Here is an 18,547-nt window from a genome sequence, read left to right on the forward strand (position 1 = left end):
TGCTGGGGTACCGTCCGAAGGTCAGTCATTTCCAAAGGTCGAGCTTTTTCTAAGGTCGAGCTATCACCGCACGCACTGGCGCCCCCGCGTAGGGGCTGCCGTGCCTCACTGTGGCAGGAGGGACGGGGCGCTCGCGCCCCGTATGGATGGACGTGAAGCGCTACTTCCGTGGGCCGGTCATGTGGATCGTGCTGGCCGTCCTCGCCGTGGTCGTGTTGATGCAGGTCGTCGGTTCGTCCGGCGGCTACAAGTCGGTGGACACCAGTCAGGTCGTGCAGGCGATCGACAAGGACCTGGTGAAATCGGCCGAGCTGACGACCGGTGACGAGAACAAGATCAAGGTCCAGCTCAAGGACGGCCAGAAGGTCAAGGGCAGCGACAAGATCCAGGCGAACTACATCGGCGACCAGGGCGTCGACCTCGCCAAAACGCTGCAGTCCAAGTCCGAGGCGAACAGCATCTCGGACGGCTACAACATCTCGACATCGAAGCAGAACCCGTTCATCGGCGTGCTGCTCTCGCTGCTTCCCTTCGTCCTCATCGTCGTCGTGTTCCTGTTCCTGATGAATCAGATGCAGGGCGGCGGCTCCCGGGTCATGAACTTCGGGAAGTCGAAGGCGAAGCTCATCACCAAGGACACCCCCAAGACGACCTTCTCGGATGTCGCGGGGTCGGACGAGGCGGTCGAGGAGCTCCACGAGATCAAGGAGTTCCTCCAGGAGCCGGCGAAGTTCCAGGCCGTCGGCGCCAAGATCCCCAAGGGTGTTCTGCTGTACGGCCCGCCCGGTACGGGCAAGACCCTGCTCGCGCGCGCCGTCGCGGGCGAGGCGGGCGTCCCGTTCTACTCGATCTCGGGCTCCGACTTCGTCGAGATGTTCGTCGGCGTCGGCGCCTCGCGCGTCCGCGACCTGTTCGAGCAGGCCAAGGCGAACGCCCCGGCGATCGTCTTCGTCGACGAGATCGACGCCGTCGGCCGGCACCGCGGCGCGGGCCTCGGCGGCGGTCACGACGAGCGCGAGCAGACGCTGAACCAGCTGCTCGTGGAGATGGACGGCTTCGACGTGAAGGGCGGCGTCATCCTGATCGCCGCCACGAACCGGCCCGACATCCTCGACCCGGCGCTGCTGCGCCCCGGCCGCTTCGACCGGCAGATCGCGGTCGACCGCCCGGACATGCAGGGCCGTCTGGAGATCCTCAAGGTCCACCAGAAGGGCAAGCCGGTCGCCCCGGACGTCGACCTGTCGGCCGTCGCCCGGCGCACGCCCGGCTTCACCGGCGCCGACCTCTCCAACGTGCTGAACGAGGCCGCGCTGCTGACGGCCCGCAGCGACAAGAAGCTGGTCGACAACAACGCGCTGGACGAGGCGATCGACCGCGTCGTGGCCGGACCGCAGAAGCGGACCCGGATCATGTCGGACAAGGAAAAGAAGATCACCGCGTATCACGAGGGCGGTCACGCCCTGGTCGCGGCGGCTTCGCCCAACTCCGACCCGGTGCACAAGATCACGATCTTGTCGCGTGGGCGGGCGCTCGGCTACACCATGGTGCTGCCGGAAGAGGACAAGTACTCCACCACGCGCAACGAGATGCTCGACCAGCTCGCGTACATGCTGGGCGGGCGCGCCGCCGAGGAGCTCGTCTTCCACGACCCGACCACGGGCGCCGCGAACGACATCGAGAAGGCCACGGCCACCGCGCGAGCGATGGTCACGCAGTACGGCATGACCGAGCGGCTCGGCGCGATCAAGTTCGGCTCCGACAACTCCGAGCCCTTCCTGGGCCGCGAGATGGGGCACCAGCGCGACTACTCCGAAGAGGTCGCCGCGCTGGTCGACGAGGAAGTCAAGAAGCTCATCGAGACCGCGCACAACGAGGCGTGGGAGATCCTGGTCGAGAACCGCGACGTGCTCGACAACCTGGTTCTGACGCTCCTGGAGAAGGAGACGCTGAACAAGGAGGAGCTCGCCGAGGTCTTCAAGCACATCGTGAAGCGCCCGAACCGCCCCGCGTGGACCGGTTCGTCGCGCCGCACGCCCTCGACCCGCCCGCCGGTCCTCTCCCCGAAGGAGCTGGCCCCGTCCAACGGCGCCCAGCCGGTGGAGAGCGTCGACCTCCCGACCGAGGACAGCCGGCCGGACAGCTGACCCGGAGGCCCCACGGGGCCCGGAATGGATGCCGCGTCACCAGGGTTTTAGCCTGGGGGCGCGGCATCCCGCTTGTGTGCCCACGCTGACGGACAAGGAACGAGGCAGCACCATGACCGACCCGGTGACGTTGGACGGCGAACGCTCTGTCGGCGAGTTCGACGAGAAGCGTGCGGAGAACGCCGTCCGTGAGCTGCTCATCGCGGTCGGCGAGGACCCGGACCGGGAGGGGCTGCGGGAGACGCCGGCGCGGGTGGCGCGTTCGTACAAGGAGATATTCGCGGGGCTGCGGCAGGAGCCGCAGGACGTGCTGACGACGACGTTCGATCTCGGGCACGACGAAATGGTGCTGGTGCGGGACATCGAGGTGTTCTCGACCTGTGAGCACCACCTGGTCCCATTTCACGGGGTGGCGCACGTCGGCTACATCCCGGCGACCAGCGGGAAGATCACGGGGCTGTCGAAGCTGGCCCGTCTCGTCGACGTCTTCGCCCGCCGCCCGCAGGTCCAGGAACGGCTGACCACGCAGATCGCGGACTCGCTGATGGAGATCCTGGAGCCGCGCGGCGCGATCGTGGTGGTCGAGTGCGAGCACATGTGCATGTCGATGCGGGGGATCCGCAAGCCCGGGGCCAAGACGCTGACCTCGGCGGTGCGGGGTCAGATGCGCGACCCCGCGACCCGCGCCGAGGCGATGAGCCTCATCATCGGCCGGTGAGGTGAGCCTCGTCATCGGCCGGTGAGGGCCGTCGGGCTCAGGCTGGTGAGGAGCGCCGTCGCCGACGCCTGATACAGCCGCTCAGGCGGTGAGGCGGCTGCCCAGCCACTGGAGGACGCCGGGGATCTCGCGGCGCCAGGTGTTGAAGTTGTGGCCGCCGCTGTCGAGGGTCATCGAGGAGACGCGGGCGGGCTGCTTGACGCCGTCGATGAACTTGAGGGTGTCCTTGTAGTTGTGCTCGCCCCGCTTGCTGCTGGTGACCAGCAGGTTGGCCTTGGGCATGCCCTTGTGCTTGAGGCGCCAGAGCAGGTTGTTCTCGTTCGCGAGCTTCTTGCTGCCGCCGAAGAGGCTGCCGGTGGTGGCGTCGATGGGGGCCTTGTAGTAGCCGGAGAGGGCCGCGCCGGTGCCGTACGCCTCGGGGTGGCGCATGGCGAACTTGAGGGCGCAGTAGCCGCCGGTCGAGTCGCCGATGATGCCCCAGTTCGCGCCCTTGGTGCCGATGCGGTACTGGTCGGAGAGGGCCTTGCGGAGATCCTTGGTGAAGAAGGTCTCGGTCTGCGGGCCGTGCGGTATGTCCATGCACTCGGTGTCGCGCGGCGGGGCGACCGTCGGGCGCATCATGACCAGGATCGTGGGCTGCATCTTGCCCTCTTTGGAGAGCTTGTGCGCGGTCTGCGGGTAGTGCAGGCCCTTGATCAGCGCCTCGGCGGTGCCGGGGTAGCCGGTGAGGACGACGGAGGCGGGAAACTGGCGCTTGGCGTACTGGGTTTGAAAGTACTCCGGCGGCAGATAGACGAACGCGGGGCTCGCGATCTTCGACTGCGGGCCCTGGACGTTGACCTTGTCGATGCGGCCGGCGACGCGCGGCACGGAGCCGCGCGGCACGCTCACCTGCTGGGTGCCGACGACCTGCACCGTCTTGCCGCTCGCCTTGTTGTCGTGGTCGACGACCACGCCCGGCTCCTGCTCCTGGCCGAAGAGGTCGGCCCAGGAGGCGTAGAAGCCGAAGGAGTAGTTGGCGAAGAGCCCGAGCGCGGCGATCATCGTGATCTGGGTGGCCAGCAGCATGCCTACGCGCGCGAAAACGGAGGGGATGCTCCGCTTCGAGAGGCGCGGCCACAGCCATATCGTCAGGGCGAAGAGCACTACTGCCGCTATCACGGCCAGCAGCAGAACTTTCTTGCTGGTGAGACCCATCGAGGTGCTTTCTGCCGAGCGCACCGGTCGCCCGGATGCGGAATGGTTACTTCTCCCCCAGGGCCCGGCTCACGGCTGGAACCTCGACCCCGAAACCGACGTCCTACAGAGCGCAAAATGTCCGGGCGCTGCGGCCGTACAGGCGCAGAACCTCTCGACAGGGCGACGGGAAGAGATGTCTGTCAGGGTAGATGGCAAAAAGTCCAGTGAGGTTCCGTCGGAGCCCGAGAGGCTGTCGGGACTGAAGAGGCTGGTGAGAGGTCCGAGCCCCGAGCGCGTACCGACGGTCGTCGGGACCATAGCCGCCCTCATCGGATTGCTGGACGTCGCCGCGGGGGTGTTCCCGCGCTTCCGGCACAGCCGGATGCACGCGCTCGCCGAGGTGCTGCCGGGCGCGGTGAACCAGCTGGCCGCCGCCGCGTCGATCGTCGTCGGCGTGGTGCTGCTGATGTTGGCGCACGGCCTCAAGCGCTCCAAGCGGCGGGTCTGGATCGCCGCCGTGGTGCTGCTCCCCATCGGCGCCGCCGCGCAGATGATCTACCGCCACTCGGTGAGCGGCGCCGTCCTGTCGCTGCTGCTCTTCGTCTACCTGGTACGCCACCGGGGCTCCTTCGAAGCGCTGCCGGACCCGCGCAGCCGCTGGAAGGCGCTCGCCAACTTCGTCATCGTCGGCGGCGTCAGCCTCGTCCTCGGCTTCGTGATCGTCGGCTCGCACCCGCACCAGGTCGTCGGCGACCCCTCGCTGACCGCGCAGCTGGAGCACGTGCTCTGGGGGCTGTGCGGGTTCGAGGGGCCGATCCAGTACCACGGCGGCGTCGACTACACCGTGGGCTACTCGCTGGGCGCGCTCGGCCTGCTCACCGCCGCCACCACCGCCTACCTGGCCTTCCGGCCGGAGCGCCCCACCGCCCACCTCACCGAGGAGGACGAGGACCGGCTGCGCGAGCTGCTCGCCAAGCACGGCGCCCGCGACTCGCTCGGCCACTTCGCGCTGCGCCGCGACAAGAGCGTGGTCTTCTCGCCCACCGGCAAGGCCGCCGTCTCCTACCGCGTGGTCTCCGGCGTGATGCTCGCCAGCGGCGACCCGATCGGCGACGTCGAGGCGTGGCCCGGCGCCATCGAGCAGTTCATGGAGCTGGCCAGGCGCCACTCCTGGACGCCCGCGGTCGCAGGGTGCAGCGAGACCGGCGGCGAGGTCTGGACCCGGGAGACCGGTCTGGACGCCCTGGAGATGGGCGACGAGGCGATCGTCGATGTGGCGGACTTCACGCTGACCGGCCGCTCCATGCGCAACGTGCGCCAGATGGTCAAGCGCATCGAGCGCAACGGCTACGTCACCAAGGTGCGCCGGGTCGGCGACCTGGACGCCGACGAGCTGGCGACCGTGCAGCGCGCGGCCGACGCCTGGCGCGACACCGAGACCGAGCGCGGCTTCTCCATGGCGCTGGGCCGGATCGGCGACCCGAAGGACCTCGACGCGATCATCGCCACCGCCCACAAGGCCCCGGAGGACGGCGAGGAAGCCGGTCCGCACGGGGACCTCAAGGCCATGCAGCACTTCGTGCCGTGGGGCCCGGACGGCATGTCGCTGGAGCTGATGCGCCGCGACCGCAGCGCGGACCCGGGCATGAACGAGCTGCTCATCGTCGCTTTCCTACAGGCCGCGCCGGAGCTGAAGATCAAGCGGGTGTCGCTGAACTTCGCGTTCTTCCGCGCCGCCCTGGAGCGCGGCGGGAAGCTGGGCGCGGGGCCGGTGGCGCGGGTGCAGCGCGGGGTGCTGGTGTTCCTCTCGCGCTGGTTCCAGATCGAGTCGCTGTACAAGTTCAACGAGAAGTTCCGGCCGCGCTGGGAGCCGCGCTTCGTGGTCTTCCCGAACAACCGGGATCTGCCGCGCATCGGCTTCGCGATGATGCAGGCGGAGGGGTTCGTGACGCTGGCGCTGCCGCGGCCGTGGCGCCGCCGCGGCGGCGGGGTGGCGGCGCGGCAGAAGCCGTGCGAGCACGGGCTGGAGGCCGTCGCGGGCCCCGCGGACGCCCGCCGCGCGGCGTGAGGTCCCGCCGTCCGGCCTAGGCTGGAGGCATGAGTACGTTGCGAGGGCGTGTCGGTCCGGTCGGTCTGCCGCGGTGGGACCGGTGTGCGGTGATGGGCGTGGTGAACGTGACGCCCGACTCGTTCTCGGACGGCGGCCGGTGGTTCGACACCGACGCGGCGGTCAAGCGCGGCCTGGACCTGGCCGCGGAGGGCGCGGACCTGGTCGACGTGGGCGGCGAGTCCACCCGGCCGGGCGCCTCCCGGGTGCCGGAGGACGAGGAGCTGCGCCGGGTCGTCCCGGTGGTGCGCGGGCTGGCGGCGGAGGGCGTGGTGGTGTCCGTGGACACCATGCGCGCCTCGGTCGCCGAGGCCGCGGTCGCCGCCGGGGCGGTGCTCGTCAACGATGTGAGCGGCGGTCTCGCGGACCCGGCGATGGTGCCGGTGGTCGCGGCGGCGGGGGTGCCGTTCGTGGTGATGCACTGGCGCGGCTTCAGCGAGGATATGAACAGCCGGGCCGTGTACGGGGACGTGGTCGGCGAGGTGCTCGCGGAGCTGGCCGGGCGGATGGACGCGGTGGTCGCGGGCGGCGTCGAGCCGGACCGGATAGTGGTCGACCCGGGGCTGGGCTTCGCCAAGGCCGCCGACCACGACCTCCAGCTGGTGGCGGGCCTGTCGCGGCTCTGCGCGGAGCTGGGCCGCCCGATGCTGGTGGCCGCCTCCCGCAAGCGGTTCCTGGGGCGCGTACTGGCCGGGCGGGAGGGCAGCCCGCCGCCGGCCCGGGAGCGGGACGCGGCGACGGCCGCGGTCACGGCGCTCGCGGCGCGCGAGGGCGCCTGGGCGGTGCGGGTGCACGAGGTACGGGCGAGCGCGGACGCGGTGCGGGTGGCGCGTGCGGTGGAGAGCGCCGGGGCCCGCGGCGCCGAGGGGGCCGTGTGACGTCCGCGCGTACGGACAGCGAGCGGGTCGAGCTGGCGAACACCGCGCTGTACGAGGCGATGGAGCGCGGCGACCAGGCGGCCATGGACCGGCTGTGGCTGGACGACGAGTACTTCGACGTGGTGTGCGTGCATCCGGGGTGGCCGGTGCTGCGGGGGCGGGGCGAGGTGCTCCGCTCGTACGCGCTGATCATGGCGAGCACCGAGTACATCCAGTTCTTCCTCACGGACGTCGATGTGCAGGTGGCCGGCGACATGGCGCTGGTGACGTGCACGGAGAACATCCTCAGCGGCGGCCCGGCGGAGGAGGACGGCGCGCTGGGGCCGCTGGTGGGCCAGTTGGTCGTGGCGACGAACGTCTTCAGGCGCACCTCGGACGGCTGGAAGGTCTGGTCGCACCACGGCTCGCCGGTTCTGGCCGGGGTGGGGGACGACGAGGAGGAGGACGGCGCCGACGGCGCCGGTCCCGACGGCCCGGGCCGGCCGTCTCCTTGACCTGATCCTGCCTCTTCGGGCTGGTGGGGGCCGGATCTTGCCCCTTTATCCACGGCGGGGACCGGTGTGACAGGTCAGCTCGGTGAGTCAGTGTGAGAGTGCTGTGGCCACTCGTTCGAGGTGCTCGGCGGCGGGGTAGGGGTGGGACTCGGAGCACTGGGGTAAGCGCGGCGGGAGCCTTGTAGATCAGGCTCTAGCAGCGTGGGGGCCTTCTGTCCATAGCACCCGCGGGCGGGTGCTGTCAGTGCTCGCAGGTAGATTCGAACGGTGGGAGCGGGTCGGCGACAGCCGGTCCGCCGCCCGCATACCGACGACCAGCAGGAGTGATTCGTGTGGATCGTGTCGCGCTGCGCGGCCTGAAGGCCCGCGGGCACCATGGGGTGTTCCCCAGGGAGCGCGAGGAGGGTCAGACCTTCATCGTGGACCTGGTGCTGAGTCTGGACACCCGGCCCGCCGCGGCCGACGACGACCTGACGAAGACCGTGCATTACGGCGTGGTGGCGGAGGAGGTCGCGGCGGTCGTCGAGGGCGACCCGGTCGACCTCATCGAGACGCTCGCCGAGCGCATCGCCCAGCAATGCCTCAAGCACGACGTGGTGCGGGAGGTGGAGGTAGTCGTCCACAAGCCGGACGCCCCGATCACCGTGCCGTTCGACGACGTGACGATCACGATCTCCCGGAGCCGAGTATGAGCAAGAGCGATCCGACGGTGCAGCCCGTGCCCACCTCCGTGGTGGAGCGGGTGGACGCCGCCGATGTGACGTTGAGCAATCCCAAATGGGCCGTGGTCTCGCTGGGCAGCAACCTGGGCAACCGCCTGGAGACGCTGCAAGGCGCGGTCGACGCCCTGGGGGACACGCCGGGCCTGCGGGTCAAGGCCGTCTCCCCGGTGTACGAGACCGAGCCGTGGGGCGTGGAGCCGGGGACCCAGTCCTCGTATTACAACGCGGTCGTGCTGATCAAGACGACGCTGCCGCCCTCCTCGCTGCTGGAGCGCGGGCACGCCATTGAAGAGGCTTTCGAGCGGGTGCGCGACGAGCGGTGGGGGCCGCGGACGATCGATGTGGACATCGTGTCGTACCAGGAGGTCGTCTCGGACGACCCGCTGCTGACGCTGCCGCACCCGCGCGCGCACGAGCGCGCCTTCGTGCTCGTGCCGTGGTACGACGTGGACCCGGAGGCTGTTGTTCCGGGCCGCGGCGCGGTGGCGGAGCTGCTGGCCGAGGTCGGCCGCGCCGGCGTCGAGCCCCGGGCGGACCTGGAACTCAGGCTGCCGGAGTAGGCGTTGGCCGGTTGTGCGGCGCACGGATCCCAGGGCGGCGGTCACCGGCGCTCCGGGAGAGCCGCGCGCTGACGTACGTACGCAAGAGGACATGAGGGGTCGACCGCGCGGTGAAGCAACTACGAGTGAGTGTGCTGGTCGGGCTGTTCGCCGCGGCCGGAGTGCTGTCGTGGGCCGGCGCCCGGTTGTGGGACTCGGTCGGGACGCTGCCGAAGGTGCCGGTGGCGGCGCCGATCGTGCTCGCGGTGATCGCGGTGGTGCTGGCGGCGACGGCCCTGTCGCTCCGCGCGCGGCTGCGCGCCCAGCGCGAACGGCGCCCCGGCGCCAAGGGAGTCGACCCGCTGGTGGCCGCCCGCGCGGTCGTCTTCGGCCAGGCGAGCGCGCTGGTGGCGGCCCTGGTCGCGGGGATGTACGGCGGCACGGGCGTCTTCCTGTGGATGGACGGGCTGGACGTGACGGCGCGGCGCGACCAGGCGATCTACGCCGGGGCTTCGGTGGTGGCGGGGATCTGCGTGGTGGCGGCGGCGTTCTTCATGGAGCGGGTGTGCCGGCTGCCGGACGACGATGACGACGACGAGGGCGGCGGCGCGGCGCGGGCCTGAGGCCGCTCAGCGGCCCGAGGGCGCCGCGTAGGGCGCGGGTGCCGTCCGGCCTGCCCGGTCGCGCTCGTCGGGGCCGTACGGGCGGCTGGAGGCCCGTACAGGCGGCTGAGCCGCCGGGGAGGCTCTGCGCGCCGCTGTACGGGCATATGGGCGTGCGTATGGTTGGCCGGCGGTGCCGTTGTGCGGGCGTACCAGGCCGCCGGTGGCGCCGTTGTAGGGGCGCACGGGCGGCCGGTGGCGCCGCCGTATCGCCTCCTACGCCTCCGAGACCGTCTCCAGCTCCACCTCCTCGCGCGCACGCCCCTTGGCGTCCGCGTCGATGGAGCGGCGCAGCGCCTCGTGGAGGCGGGCCGGGGTGAGGACGCCCAGGAAGTGGTCGGCGCCCTCGCCGTCGAGGACGGCGATCCAGCCCGCGTCGTGCTGGAGCATCGTGCTGAACGCCTGCTTCAGGGACGCGCCCACCGGCAGCCACGCGGCCATGCGGCGGGAGTGGTCGCGGACCGAGCCGCTGCCGGTGAGGGCGTCGGCGGAGACCCAGCCGTGCAGGTGGTCCGCGTCGTCCAGGACGACCGCCCAGCGCGCCTCCGGGTCGGCGGCCGCGAGCCGGGCCGCGGCGTCCGGCAGCGGGTCGTTCAGGTGGACGACCGGCGGCTGGACGAGGTCGCCGGGCTCGATCGGCGTGACGGACAGCCGCTTGAGGCCGCGGTCCGCGCCGACGAAGTCGGCCACGTACGGCGTGGCGGGCGCCCCCAGCACCGTCGTCGGCGGGTCGAACTGCTCGATGCGCCCCTCTCCGTACACGGCGATGCGGTCGCCGAGCCGCACCGCTTCCTCGATGTCGTGGGTGACGAACAACACGGTCTTGCGCACCTGGGACTGGAGGCGCAGGAACTCGTTCTGCAGGTGCTCGCGGACGACCGGGTCGACCGCGCCGAAGGGCTCGTCCATCAGCAGTACGGGCGGGTCGGCGGCGAGCGCGCGGGCCACGCCGACGCGCTGCCGCTGGCCGCCGGAGAGCTGGTCCGGGTAGCGGTCGCCGAATACGGACGGGTCGAGGCCGACGAGGTCCAGGAGTTCGGCGGCGCGGGCGCGCGCCTTCTTCCGCTGCCAGCCCAGCAGGTGCGGCACGGTCGCGGTGTTGTCGAGGACCGACTTGTGGGGGAATAGGCCGACCTGCTGGATGACGTATCCGATGCGGCGGCGCAGCTCGACGGGGTCGACCGTCGAGATGTCGCTGCCGTCCAGACAGATCCGGCCACTGGTCGGTTCGATGAGGCGGTTGACCATTTTCATGGTGGTGGTCTTGCCGCAGCCGGACGGCCCGACGAGCGTGACCAGCTCGCCCTCCGCGACCTCGAAGGACAGATCGTCCACGGCGGTCGTGCCGTCGGCGTAGCGCTTGGTGACGTGCTCGAATCGGATCATGGCTCCCCATTGTGTCCGTACTCCTGGCGGACATTGTTGCCGTTGTGTGGCGGCCGGAGGCGATTGTCAGTGCCCGGGGTTAGGGTCGCCAGGAATCGATGGCCGAGGGTCAGAGGGGGTGAGAGCGCATGGCCGACCAGAACTGCCTTATCGCCAACGAGTGGATCTGCGGTGAATACGTACGGACGCGTGGGGCGGAGCTGACGGACGCGACGCTCCAGCACATCGGCATCACGCTCGGATCGGTGGCCATCGGGCTGCTGCTGGCATTTCCGCTGGCGCTGCTGGCGCGCAGGTGGCGCGCGGTGGCGGGGCCGGTGCTCGGGCTGACGACGATTCTGTACACCGTGCCGTCATTGGCGATGTTCTCGCTGCTGCTGCCCGTTTTCGGGGTATCCGTGGCGGTCGTGGTGACGGGCCTCGTGCTGTATTCCCTCACGATTCTCGTGCGCAACATATTGGCCGGGCTGGCTTCGGTGCCGGAAGAGGCGCGGGAAGCCGCGCGCGGCATGGGATACGGGCCGCTGCGGTTGCTCTTCGAGGTGGAACTGCCGCTCGCGCTGCCCGCGGTGATGGCGGGTCTGCGGATCACCACGGTATCCACCGTCTCGCTGACCACGGTCGGCGCCATCATCGGATACGGCGGCCTCGGAAATCTGGTTTATGAAGGCATGCGCAGCTTCTTCAAGGCGCAGGTGCTCACCGCGTCCGTGCTGTGCGTGGCGCTCGCGGTCGCCGCCGATCTCGCGCTGCTCGGAGTGCAGCGGCTGCTGACCCCCTGGACGCGCAAGCGGCGGAAGGTGAAGGCCTGATGGGAGTCATCGGGGACGCGTGGACCTGGCTCGCCACCGGGGCGCACTGGAGCGGCGCGGACGGCGTGTGGAACCGGCTCGGCCAGCACCTCTTCCTGACCGCGGCCTGCCTGGTGATCTCGTGCGCCATCGCGCTCCCCATCGCCCTGGTGCTGGGGCACCTGGGCCGCGGCGGGGCCGTCGCGGTGAACATCTCCAACGCGGGGCGCGCGGTGCCCACCTTCGCGGTGCTGGTCCTCCTGCTGCTCAGCCCGCTGGGCACGCACGGCTCCTGGCCGACGATCATCGCGCTGGTGCTGTTCGCCATCCCGCCGCTGCTGACCAACGCGTACGTGGGCATGCGCGAGGTGGACCGCGATGTGGTCGAGGCGGCGCGCGGCATGGGCATGTCGGGCCGTCAGCTCGTCGGACGGGTGGAGCTGCCGCTCGCCTTCCCGCTGATCATGACGGGCGTGCGGACCGCCGCCGTGCAGGTCGTGGCCACGGCGACGCTCGCCGCGCTGCCCGGCGGCGGCGGACTGGGCCGGATCATCACGGCCGGCTTCCGGCTGACCGACACCCCGCAGGTGGTGGCGGGCGCGGTGCTCGTGGCGGGGCTGGCGCTGCTGGTGGAGGGCGTGTTCGTACTGCTGACCCGGGTCCTGGACCCGATGCGGCGGCGCGCCGGGCGCGCCGCCGGCCCCGCCGAACGGCCGCCGGCCGACCAGGCGCCTGCGGCTCCGAAGAGCCTCGAACTGACCTGACCGCGGACCGTGCGCCGCCGCCGGGCGGGCACGGACTCTCGACCTCTCACGGACTCACGGACTCTCGACCTCTTACGGACTCTCGACCCTTACGGACTTTCTCCGGCGGACGGCCGGTGAAGAACAACCACGCATGACGATGGATGGGGACACCATGAACAGGATCTACCGGGCGGCCGGCGCGACGGCCGCCGCCGTCGCGCTGGCGGCGAGCCTGGCCGCCTGCGGGGGCGACAGCCTGGAGAAGTCCAAGGACAGCGACAGCTCCGCCAAGCCGGGTGCGGGCTCGCTGGTCGTCGGGTCCGCTTCCTTCACCGAGTCCAAGGTGATAGCCGAGATGTACGCGCGGCTGCTGTCGGACGCCGGCTATTCCACGTCGATCAAGACGGTCGATGCCCGCGAGCTTTACGAACCCGCTCTTGAACAGGGCCAGATGGACGTCGTTCCGGAGTACGCGGCGACGCTCGCCGAATTCCTGAACAAGAAGGCGAACGGGAAGAACGCGGCCTCGGTGGCCTCGCCGGACGCCGATGCCACGGTCAAGGCGCTGCGCAAGCTCGCCGAGCCGCGCGGCCTGAAGGTCCTCGACCCCGGCAAGGCCGTGGACCAGAACGCCTTCGCGGTGACCAAGGAGTTCGCCGAGAAGCACCACCTCAAGACGCTTTCCGATCTTGGAAAGTCGAAGCAGAAGATCAAGCTCGCGGCGGGCGACGAATGCCCTGACCGGCCCTTCTGCCAGCCCGGTCTGGAGAAGACCTACGGCATCGACATCACGGGCATCGACCCGCTCGACGTCGGCAGCGTCCAGGCGAAGCAGGCGGTCAAGGACGGCAAGGACCAGATGGTCCTCACCACGACCACGGACGCGACGCTCGATCAGTTCGGCCTGGTGCTGCTGCAAGACGACAAGAAGCTCCAGAACTCCGACAACGTGCTGCCGGTGGTGAATGCGAAGAAGGCCGGCTCGAAGAAGATCACGGACGCGCTCGACAAGCTCACCAGGGTGCTGACCACCGCTGATCTGACCGAACTCAACAAAAAGGTGGACGCCGAGCGGCTGAAGCCGGCGGACGTCGCGGAGCAGTATCTGAAGGACAAGAGCCTGCTGACTAAGTAGGAGAAGTAACCGCGCTGGAACAGTTTGGGCGGTGGGGTCCCACTCGGCATACGACGCACGGTAAGTTTCAGGCCATGCCACGTGGACGCCACCGTCATTCGCAACCCCTGCACAAGCTGCTCGCTCCGACGACGGTCGCCGCGACATCAGTCGTCTGCGCCGCCGGGTCATGGGTCGTGGGCGAAACACTGGTGATCCGCTCGCTGGCCGTCGCGGCCGGGGCCGCCGCTGTCGTCGGCGCGTTCCTCATGCGCCACTGGGACCGTGGCGCCGGCAAGCGGGTCACCGAGCTCACCACCGCCCTCACCCGTGAGGAGTGGAAGACCGACGACCGCATAGCCGAGCTGGAGAACGACGCCGAGGAAGCGCGCGAGATGCGCGCCGCCCTCGACACCAAGCTGCGCGCCAAGCGCGCCGAGCTGGCCCGGCTGCGCACCGAACACGCCGACCTGCTGCGCCGCTACGCCACCGCCGAGACCGAGCGGGCCAGCGCCCTGGAGGGCCGCCGCAAGCTCGCCCAGGAGGCCACGGACCCGGCCGCCAAGACGCTTGCGGGCGCGTCCCCGGGCCCGAAGGGCCGTACGGGCGCGCCGCCGCTCAAGCCCGCCGACTACCGCAAGGCGGACGCGGCCCTGCGCGACCTCGTGCGCAACGCCGCGCGCCAGGACATCAAGCGCACCATCGAGGTAGCCCGCCGCAGGGAGGCCGCCGAGCGTCTCGTGCAGGACGGCCCGGACGGCGGGGGCGAGCGGGGGAAGCACGCGGCGACCGGCGCCCGTACGGCCGCCAAGGGCGCGGACGTGGTCCGCGAGCACCACACCGTGCCCGCCGCCGCTGCCGTCGTGCCGCAGCACCCGGCCGCCCGCCGGGCCGCTTCGCGCGCGCAGGGAGGCTTCGACTTCTTCGGTACGGGCGCGGGCCCGGCTTCCGGCACGGGCGTGGCTTCCGGTACGGGCGCGGGTGCGCCGAAGGCCATAGCCGCCGCACCGACGGCCGGGAAGCCGGACGACGGCGAGCGGGGCGGTGACCGAGGCGGCGACCTGGGCGGTGAGCTGGCCGGGGCGGATCTCGCGGACGTCGTAGGCGACGAGGCGGTCGCCGAGCAGGAGCTCCGCAAGGGTGACTCGGGCGAGGTCATCGACCTGACCGTGCACGACGAGACCGAGCAGATCGACGTCGCCGAGCTGCGTACGGCGATCTCCTAGAGAGGGGCGGTCCCCGCGTGGGGCCGCTCGTCCGCCCGTCAGTCAGCCCGTCGGTCTACTTGTCGATGTCGCCGACGACGAAGAACAGCGAGCCGAGGATCGCCACCATGTCCGCGACGAGCGTCCCGGGCAGCAGCTCCGCCAGCGCCTGGATGTTGTTGAACGACGCGGAGCGGAGCTTGAGGCGGTACGGGGTCTTCTCGCCCTTGGAGACCAGGTAGTAGCCGTTGACGCCCAGCGGGTTCTCGGTCCAGGCGTACGTGGCGCCCTCGGGGGCCTTGAGCACCTTCGGGAGCCGCTGGTTGATCGGCCCCGGCGCGAGGTCCGCGATCCGGTCGAGGCACGCGTCGGCCAGGTCCAGCGCGTTGTGGGTCTGCTCCAGCAGGCACTCGAAGCGGGCCAGGCAGTCGCCCTCGGTGCGGGTGACGACCTTGAGGGTGTCCTGGAGCTCGCCGTAGGCGAGGTACGGCTCGTCGCGGCGCAGGTCGAAGTCCACGCCGGAGGCGCGGGCGATCGGCCCCGAGACGCCGTAGCCGTGCACGCCCGCGCGGGAGAGCACCCCGACGCCGCGCGTGCGGCCCCGGAAGATCTCGTTGCCGAGCACGAGCCGGTCGTACACGTCCATGCGCGACCGCACGTCGGCGACCGCCTCCCGGGCCCGGCCGAGCCAGCCCGCCGGCAGATCCTCCTTGAGGCCGCCGACCCGGTTGAACATGTAGTGCATCCGGCCGCCGGAGACCTCCTCCATCACGGCCTGAAGCTCCTCGCGCTCCCGGAAGGCGTGGAAGACGGGCGTGATGCCGCCCAGCTCCAGGGGGTACGAGCCGAGGAACATCAGGTGGTTCAGCACCCGGTTGAGCTCGGCGAGGAGCGTGCGCGTCCACACGGCCCGCTCGGGGACCTCCATCCCGAGCATCCGCTCGACGGCCAGCACGACGCCGAGTTCGTTGGAGAAGGCGGACAGCCAGTCGTGGCGGTTGGCGAGCATGATGATCTGGCGGTAGTCGCGCGCCTCGAACAGCTTCTCCGCGCCCCGGTGCATATAGCCGATGACGGGCTCGGCGTGCTGGACGCGCTCACCGTCGAGGACCAGGCGCAGGCGCAGCACGCCGTGGGTGGACGGGTGCTGCGGGCCGATGTTGAGCACCATGTCGGTGCTCTCCGCCGCGCCGCCGATGCCGACTGTCGTCTCCGTCATGGTGGGTAGTCTCTCAGCTCGCGCGGGCGGGGGTACGGGCGTGGGGACGTCCATGGGCCAGGGTGCGGCGGCACGGGCGCGGGGCGGCAACGGGTGACGGCGCGGGTACGGGCGTGAGACTGCTCGGGGCCGGTCAACCGGTGAGAGCCGCCACCAGCTCTGCGCAGGCCGGGCCGACAGGCTGTATGAGCCAGCCGAAGCCGCCGAGGCCCGCCGGGTCGGTCAGTTCGGCGGCCTCCCCGGCCGCGCCGAGGGCCCGTACGTACCCGGCCGGGTCGCTCGACGCGAGGGACGCCGGCGGCCGTCGCCCGTCGACGCCGAGCGCCCGTAGAACGTCCCGCTGGGCGCGCGGGGCCGGGGCCGGGCCGTCGCCTGATCCGGCCGCGGCGCACGCGTCCAGGGCCACATGCGCCGTGATGTCGCATGAACCGTCCGGCACCGGCCGCACTTCCCTCCCGTCCCTGAAGCCCGTCAAGGTGCCCAGCGGCGGTCGTGCGCCGTGCTCGTGGGCGTAGTCGACGGCGACGGCGAGACCCGCGCCGAGGCCGCGGACGGCGCGGGCCCACGCCAGGTCGCGCGGGAGCCCGATCTCGGCCCGAGTGCCCGGCGGCGCGCCGGCCAGGGGCCACCAGCGGGCCAGCCAGGCGGCGTCCTCGCCGTCGACGGGACCGCCCGGCTCCTCCTCGCCGTCGGCCCGTACGAGGACTCTGCGGGCGGTGCCCTCGTCGTCGGTCTCGGCGATGTCGACGGGCACGTTGTCGAGCCATTCATTGGCGAAGAGCAGGCCCGTCAGCCCGGCCGGGGCCTCGTCGAGCGCGGCGAGCCACTCGATGCGCGGGTCGAGGCCGGCGGGCCGGGGGGCGCGCTCGACGGCGTACGGGCGCAGCCGCGCGGTCAGGTCCGCCGAGACGCTGCCGAGCGAGTCGAGGACGCCCGCCACCAGCTCGCCGCGCCCCGCGCCGACGTCGACGAAGGCCAGGTGCGGCGGGTGCGCGAGGGCCTCGTCGACGCGGCGCAGCAGCTCGGCGACGGCCGTCGCGTACTGGGCGGAGGCGTGTACGGACGTACGGAAGTGCCCGGCCGGTCCGGGGCCTCCGGACCGGCGGTAGAAGCCGTGCGGCCCGTACAGCGCGGCCTCGGTCGCCGCCTGCCAGGTCCGCGCTCCGTTCGCTGTGCGCGTCATGCGAGAACGGTATGCGAGGAGCGGGGCGAGCGGTTCGGCCTGTGGATAACGTGGCGCGGGCGGGCCGGAGGCGTGGGCGGACCGGGGGAACGGAGGGGCTGGAGGGCCGGGCGGAGAGTTCGGTTCAGGGTGCCCGCCTTGCCTTCGTGCCGAGCCCGTATCCACCTTGGGGAGTAGACCGGAGGTGCATGGATCGATCGTCCGGCTGACCCCGGCACGTGCTTGTGGTGCCTACGCTGGGTGACGTGCAGCGCCTCTACGACTTCTTCCGCAGACACCCGACCGGTGTGGACAGCTTCTGGGCTCTCCTGCTGTTCGGGCTGGGCGGGATCTGGCTCCTGCAGGCTCCGAACAGTACGGCCCAGTTCGTCGTGGCCGCGGTGACCGTCGTCGGGCTGTGCACGGTGGTCGCGCTGCGCCGCCGGTGGCCGGAGTACATGCTGCTCGTGGCGGTGGGGTGCGGGGTGCTCCAGGTCGCCGGCAACGTGGACATCCATCCCGCGGACTTCGCGATGCTGGTGATCATCTACACCGCGGCCGCGGACGGGAAGCGCTGGGCGTCCCGGCTGGCGCTGGCCTGCGGGCTGCTCGCGCCGACCATCAACAAATTGCGCTGGCCGGGCAACGCGGACGGCGGCTGGCAGAGCGTGGTGGCGGTCGTCTTCGTCACGGTGCCCTTCGTGCTCGCCTGGGTGCTGGGCGACTCCGTGCGCACCCGCCGCGCGTACTGGGCGCAGCTCCAGGAGCGCGCCGACCGGCTGGAGAAGGAGCGCGAGGCGCAGTCGCGGATGGCCGTGGCCGCCGAGCGGGCGCGCATTGCCCGCGAACTGCACGACGTGGTCGCGCACAACGTGTCGGTGATGGTGGTGCAGGCCGACGGCGCCGCGTACGTCCTGGACGCCTCCCCGGAGCAGGCCAAGCAGGCGCTGGAGACGATCTCCGGCACCGGGCGGCAGGCGCTCGCGGAGATGCGGCGGCTGCTGGGCGTGCTGCGCACGGAGGAGAGCTCCGAGGGCGGCGAGTACGTGCCGCAGCCGGACGTGGAGCAGATCAACGACCTGGTGGAGCAGGTGCGCACCGCGGGGATGCCCGTCGACTTCCGGGTCGAGGGGTCGCCTCGGCCGCTGCCGAGCGGCGTCGAGCTGACGGCCTACCGCATCGTGCAGGAGGCGCTCACCAACACCCGCAAGCACGGCGGCCCGGACGTCGGCGCCAGTGTCCGGCTCACCTTCTTCGACGACGGGCTGGGCCTGCTGGTGGAGGACGACGGGCGGGGCGCGCAGCACGAGTTGTACGAGGAGGGCGGCGCGGACGGCATGGGGCACGGCCTGATCGGTATGCGCGAGCGCGTCGGCATGGTCGGGGGAACGCTGGACGCGGGTCCGCGGCCGGGCGGCGGGTTCCGGATCAGCGCGCTGCTGCCGCTGAAGGCCGGTCGCTGAGAATCCCGCCCCAAGGTT

General features: G+C 71.2%; 17 protein-coding genes. 13 read left to right on the forward strand and 4 right to left on the reverse strand.

Annotated features, from left to right (window positions below; all coding sequences use genetic code 11):
• Positions 1 to 146 precede the first annotated feature (146 nt).
• Positions 147 to 2,144, forward strand: a complete 1,998-nt coding sequence (gene ftsH / locus AB0I22_RS10740; RefSeq protein WP_363130344.1) for an ATP-dependent zinc metalloprotease FtsH — start codon at positions 147 to 149, stop codon at positions 2,142 to 2,144.
• A 112-nt stretch (positions 2,145 to 2,256) separates the two neighbouring features.
• Positions 2,257 to 2,862 (forward strand): GTP cyclohydrolase I FolE, encoded by a 606-nt coding sequence (folE, locus tag AB0I22_RS10745; RefSeq protein WP_363130393.1) that lies wholly within the window; start codon positions 2,257 to 2,259, stop codon positions 2,860 to 2,862.
• A gap of 81 nt (positions 2,863 to 2,943) precedes the next feature.
• Here the strand turns inward: folE and AB0I22_RS10750 are convergent, their stop codons facing one another.
• Positions 2,944 to 4,059: an alpha/beta hydrolase-fold protein gene (locus tag AB0I22_RS10750; protein WP_363130345.1), complete on the reverse strand. Its 1,116-nt coding sequence runs from the start codon at positions 4,057 to 4,059 to the stop codon at positions 2,944 to 2,946.
• Between the two features lie 175 nt (positions 4,060 to 4,234).
• On the opposite strand from AB0I22_RS10750, the gene AB0I22_RS10755 reads away from it, so the two are divergent.
• The 6 genes from AB0I22_RS10755 (at position 4,235) to AB0I22_RS10780 (ending at position 9,404) form a co-directional block, all read left to right on the forward strand.
• Complete coding sequence (locus AB0I22_RS10755) at positions 4,235 to 6,109, forward strand: phosphatidylglycerol lysyltransferase domain-containing protein (RefSeq protein WP_363130346.1); 1,875 nt, start codon at positions 4,235 to 4,237, stop codon at positions 6,107 to 6,109.
• 29 nt (positions 6,110 to 6,138) lie between these two features.
• Entirely contained in the window at positions 6,139 to 7,026 is an 888-nt protein-coding gene (folP, locus tag AB0I22_RS10760) for a dihydropteroate synthase (RefSeq protein WP_363130347.1), read from the forward strand.
• Positions 7,023 to 7,520 carry a nuclear transport factor 2 family protein gene (locus AB0I22_RS10765; protein ID WP_363130348.1) on the forward strand — a complete coding sequence of 166 codons (498 nt, stop codon included), beginning with the start codon at positions 7,023 to 7,025 and terminating at the stop codon, positions 7,518 to 7,520. The genes folP and AB0I22_RS10765 overlap by 4 nt, the downstream gene beginning before the upstream one ends.
• 332 nt (positions 7,521 to 7,852) lie before the next feature.
• Complete coding sequence (folB, locus tag AB0I22_RS10770; protein ID WP_363130349.1) at positions 7,853 to 8,212, forward strand: dihydroneopterin aldolase; 360 nt, start codon at positions 7,853 to 7,855, stop codon at positions 8,210 to 8,212.
• The gene (folK, locus tag AB0I22_RS10775; protein ID WP_030880509.1) at positions 8,209 to 8,802 is read left to right on the forward strand and encodes a 2-amino-4-hydroxy-6-hydroxymethyldihydropteridine diphosphokinase; all 594 of its coding nucleotides are present in this window, start codon (positions 8,209 to 8,211) and stop codon (positions 8,800 to 8,802) included. The genes folB and folK overlap by 4 nt, the downstream gene beginning before the upstream one ends.
• A gap of 110 nt (positions 8,803 to 8,912) precedes the next feature.
• Positions 8,913 to 9,404, forward strand: coding sequence for a DUF3180 domain-containing protein (locus AB0I22_RS10780; RefSeq protein WP_363130351.1), 492 nt, complete (start codon positions 8,913 to 8,915; stop codon positions 9,402 to 9,404).
• 255 nt (positions 9,405 to 9,659) lie between these two features.
• Here AB0I22_RS10780 and AB0I22_RS10785 read toward each other — a convergent pair whose 3' ends face one another.
• Positions 9,660 to 10,829 carry a betaine/proline/choline family ABC transporter ATP-binding protein gene (locus AB0I22_RS10785; RefSeq protein WP_363130352.1) on the reverse strand — a complete coding sequence of 390 codons (1,170 nt, stop codon included), beginning with the start codon at positions 10,827 to 10,829 and terminating at the stop codon, positions 9,660 to 9,662.
• 128 nt (positions 10,830 to 10,957) lie between these two features.
• On the opposite strand from AB0I22_RS10785, the gene AB0I22_RS10790 reads away from it, so the two are divergent.
• The 4 genes from AB0I22_RS10790 to AB0I22_RS10805 all read left to right on the forward strand — a co-directional run bounded on the left by AB0I22_RS10790 (position 10,958) and on the right by AB0I22_RS10805 (position 14,706).
• On the forward strand, positions 10,958 to 11,641 hold the full coding sequence (locus tag AB0I22_RS10790) for an ABC transporter permease (RefSeq protein ID WP_363130353.1): 684 nt from the start codon (positions 10,958 to 10,960) through the stop codon (positions 11,639 to 11,641).
• A complete protein-coding gene (locus AB0I22_RS10795) occupies positions 11,641 to 12,384 on the forward strand; it encodes an ABC transporter permease (protein WP_363130354.1) in 744 nt (247 codons plus the stop codon). The genes AB0I22_RS10790 and AB0I22_RS10795 overlap by 1 nt, the downstream gene beginning before the upstream one ends.
• A gap of 154 nt (positions 12,385 to 12,538) precedes the next feature.
• Positions 12,539 to 13,501 (forward strand): ABC transporter substrate-binding protein, encoded by a 963-nt coding sequence (locus tag AB0I22_RS10800; RefSeq protein WP_363130394.1) that lies wholly within the window; start codon positions 12,539 to 12,541, stop codon positions 13,499 to 13,501.
• Between the two features lie 74 nt (positions 13,502 to 13,575).
• Complete coding sequence (locus AB0I22_RS10805; protein ID WP_363130355.1) at positions 13,576 to 14,706, forward strand: hypothetical protein; 1,131 nt, start codon at positions 13,576 to 13,578, stop codon at positions 14,704 to 14,706.
• 55 nt (positions 14,707 to 14,761) lie between these two features.
• On the opposite strand, the gene AB0I22_RS10810 is transcribed toward AB0I22_RS10805, so the two are convergent.
• Positions 14,762 to 15,904 carry an NADH-quinone oxidoreductase subunit D gene (locus tag AB0I22_RS10810; RefSeq protein ID WP_363130356.1) on the reverse strand — a complete coding sequence of 381 codons (1,143 nt, stop codon included), beginning with the start codon at positions 15,902 to 15,904 and terminating at the stop codon, positions 14,762 to 14,764.
• A gap of 133 nt (positions 15,905 to 16,037) precedes the next feature.
• On the reverse strand, positions 16,038 to 17,087 hold the full coding sequence (locus AB0I22_RS10815; RefSeq protein ID WP_363130357.1) for an SAM-dependent methyltransferase: 1,050 nt from the start codon (positions 17,085 to 17,087) through the stop codon (positions 16,038 to 16,040).
• 245 nt (positions 17,088 to 17,332) lie between these two features.
• On the opposite strand from AB0I22_RS10815, the gene AB0I22_RS10820 reads away from it, so the two are divergent.
• Positions 17,333 to 18,529, forward strand: coding sequence for a sensor histidine kinase (locus tag AB0I22_RS10820; RefSeq protein ID WP_363130358.1), 1,197 nt, complete (start codon positions 17,333 to 17,335; stop codon positions 18,527 to 18,529).
• The last annotated feature ends 18 nt before the right edge of the window (positions 18,530 to 18,547 follow it).

The organism is Streptomyces sp. NPDC050610 (assembly GCF_040654875.1).
Classification (GTDB): Bacteria; Actinomycetota; Actinomycetes; order Streptomycetales; family Streptomycetaceae; genus Streptomyces.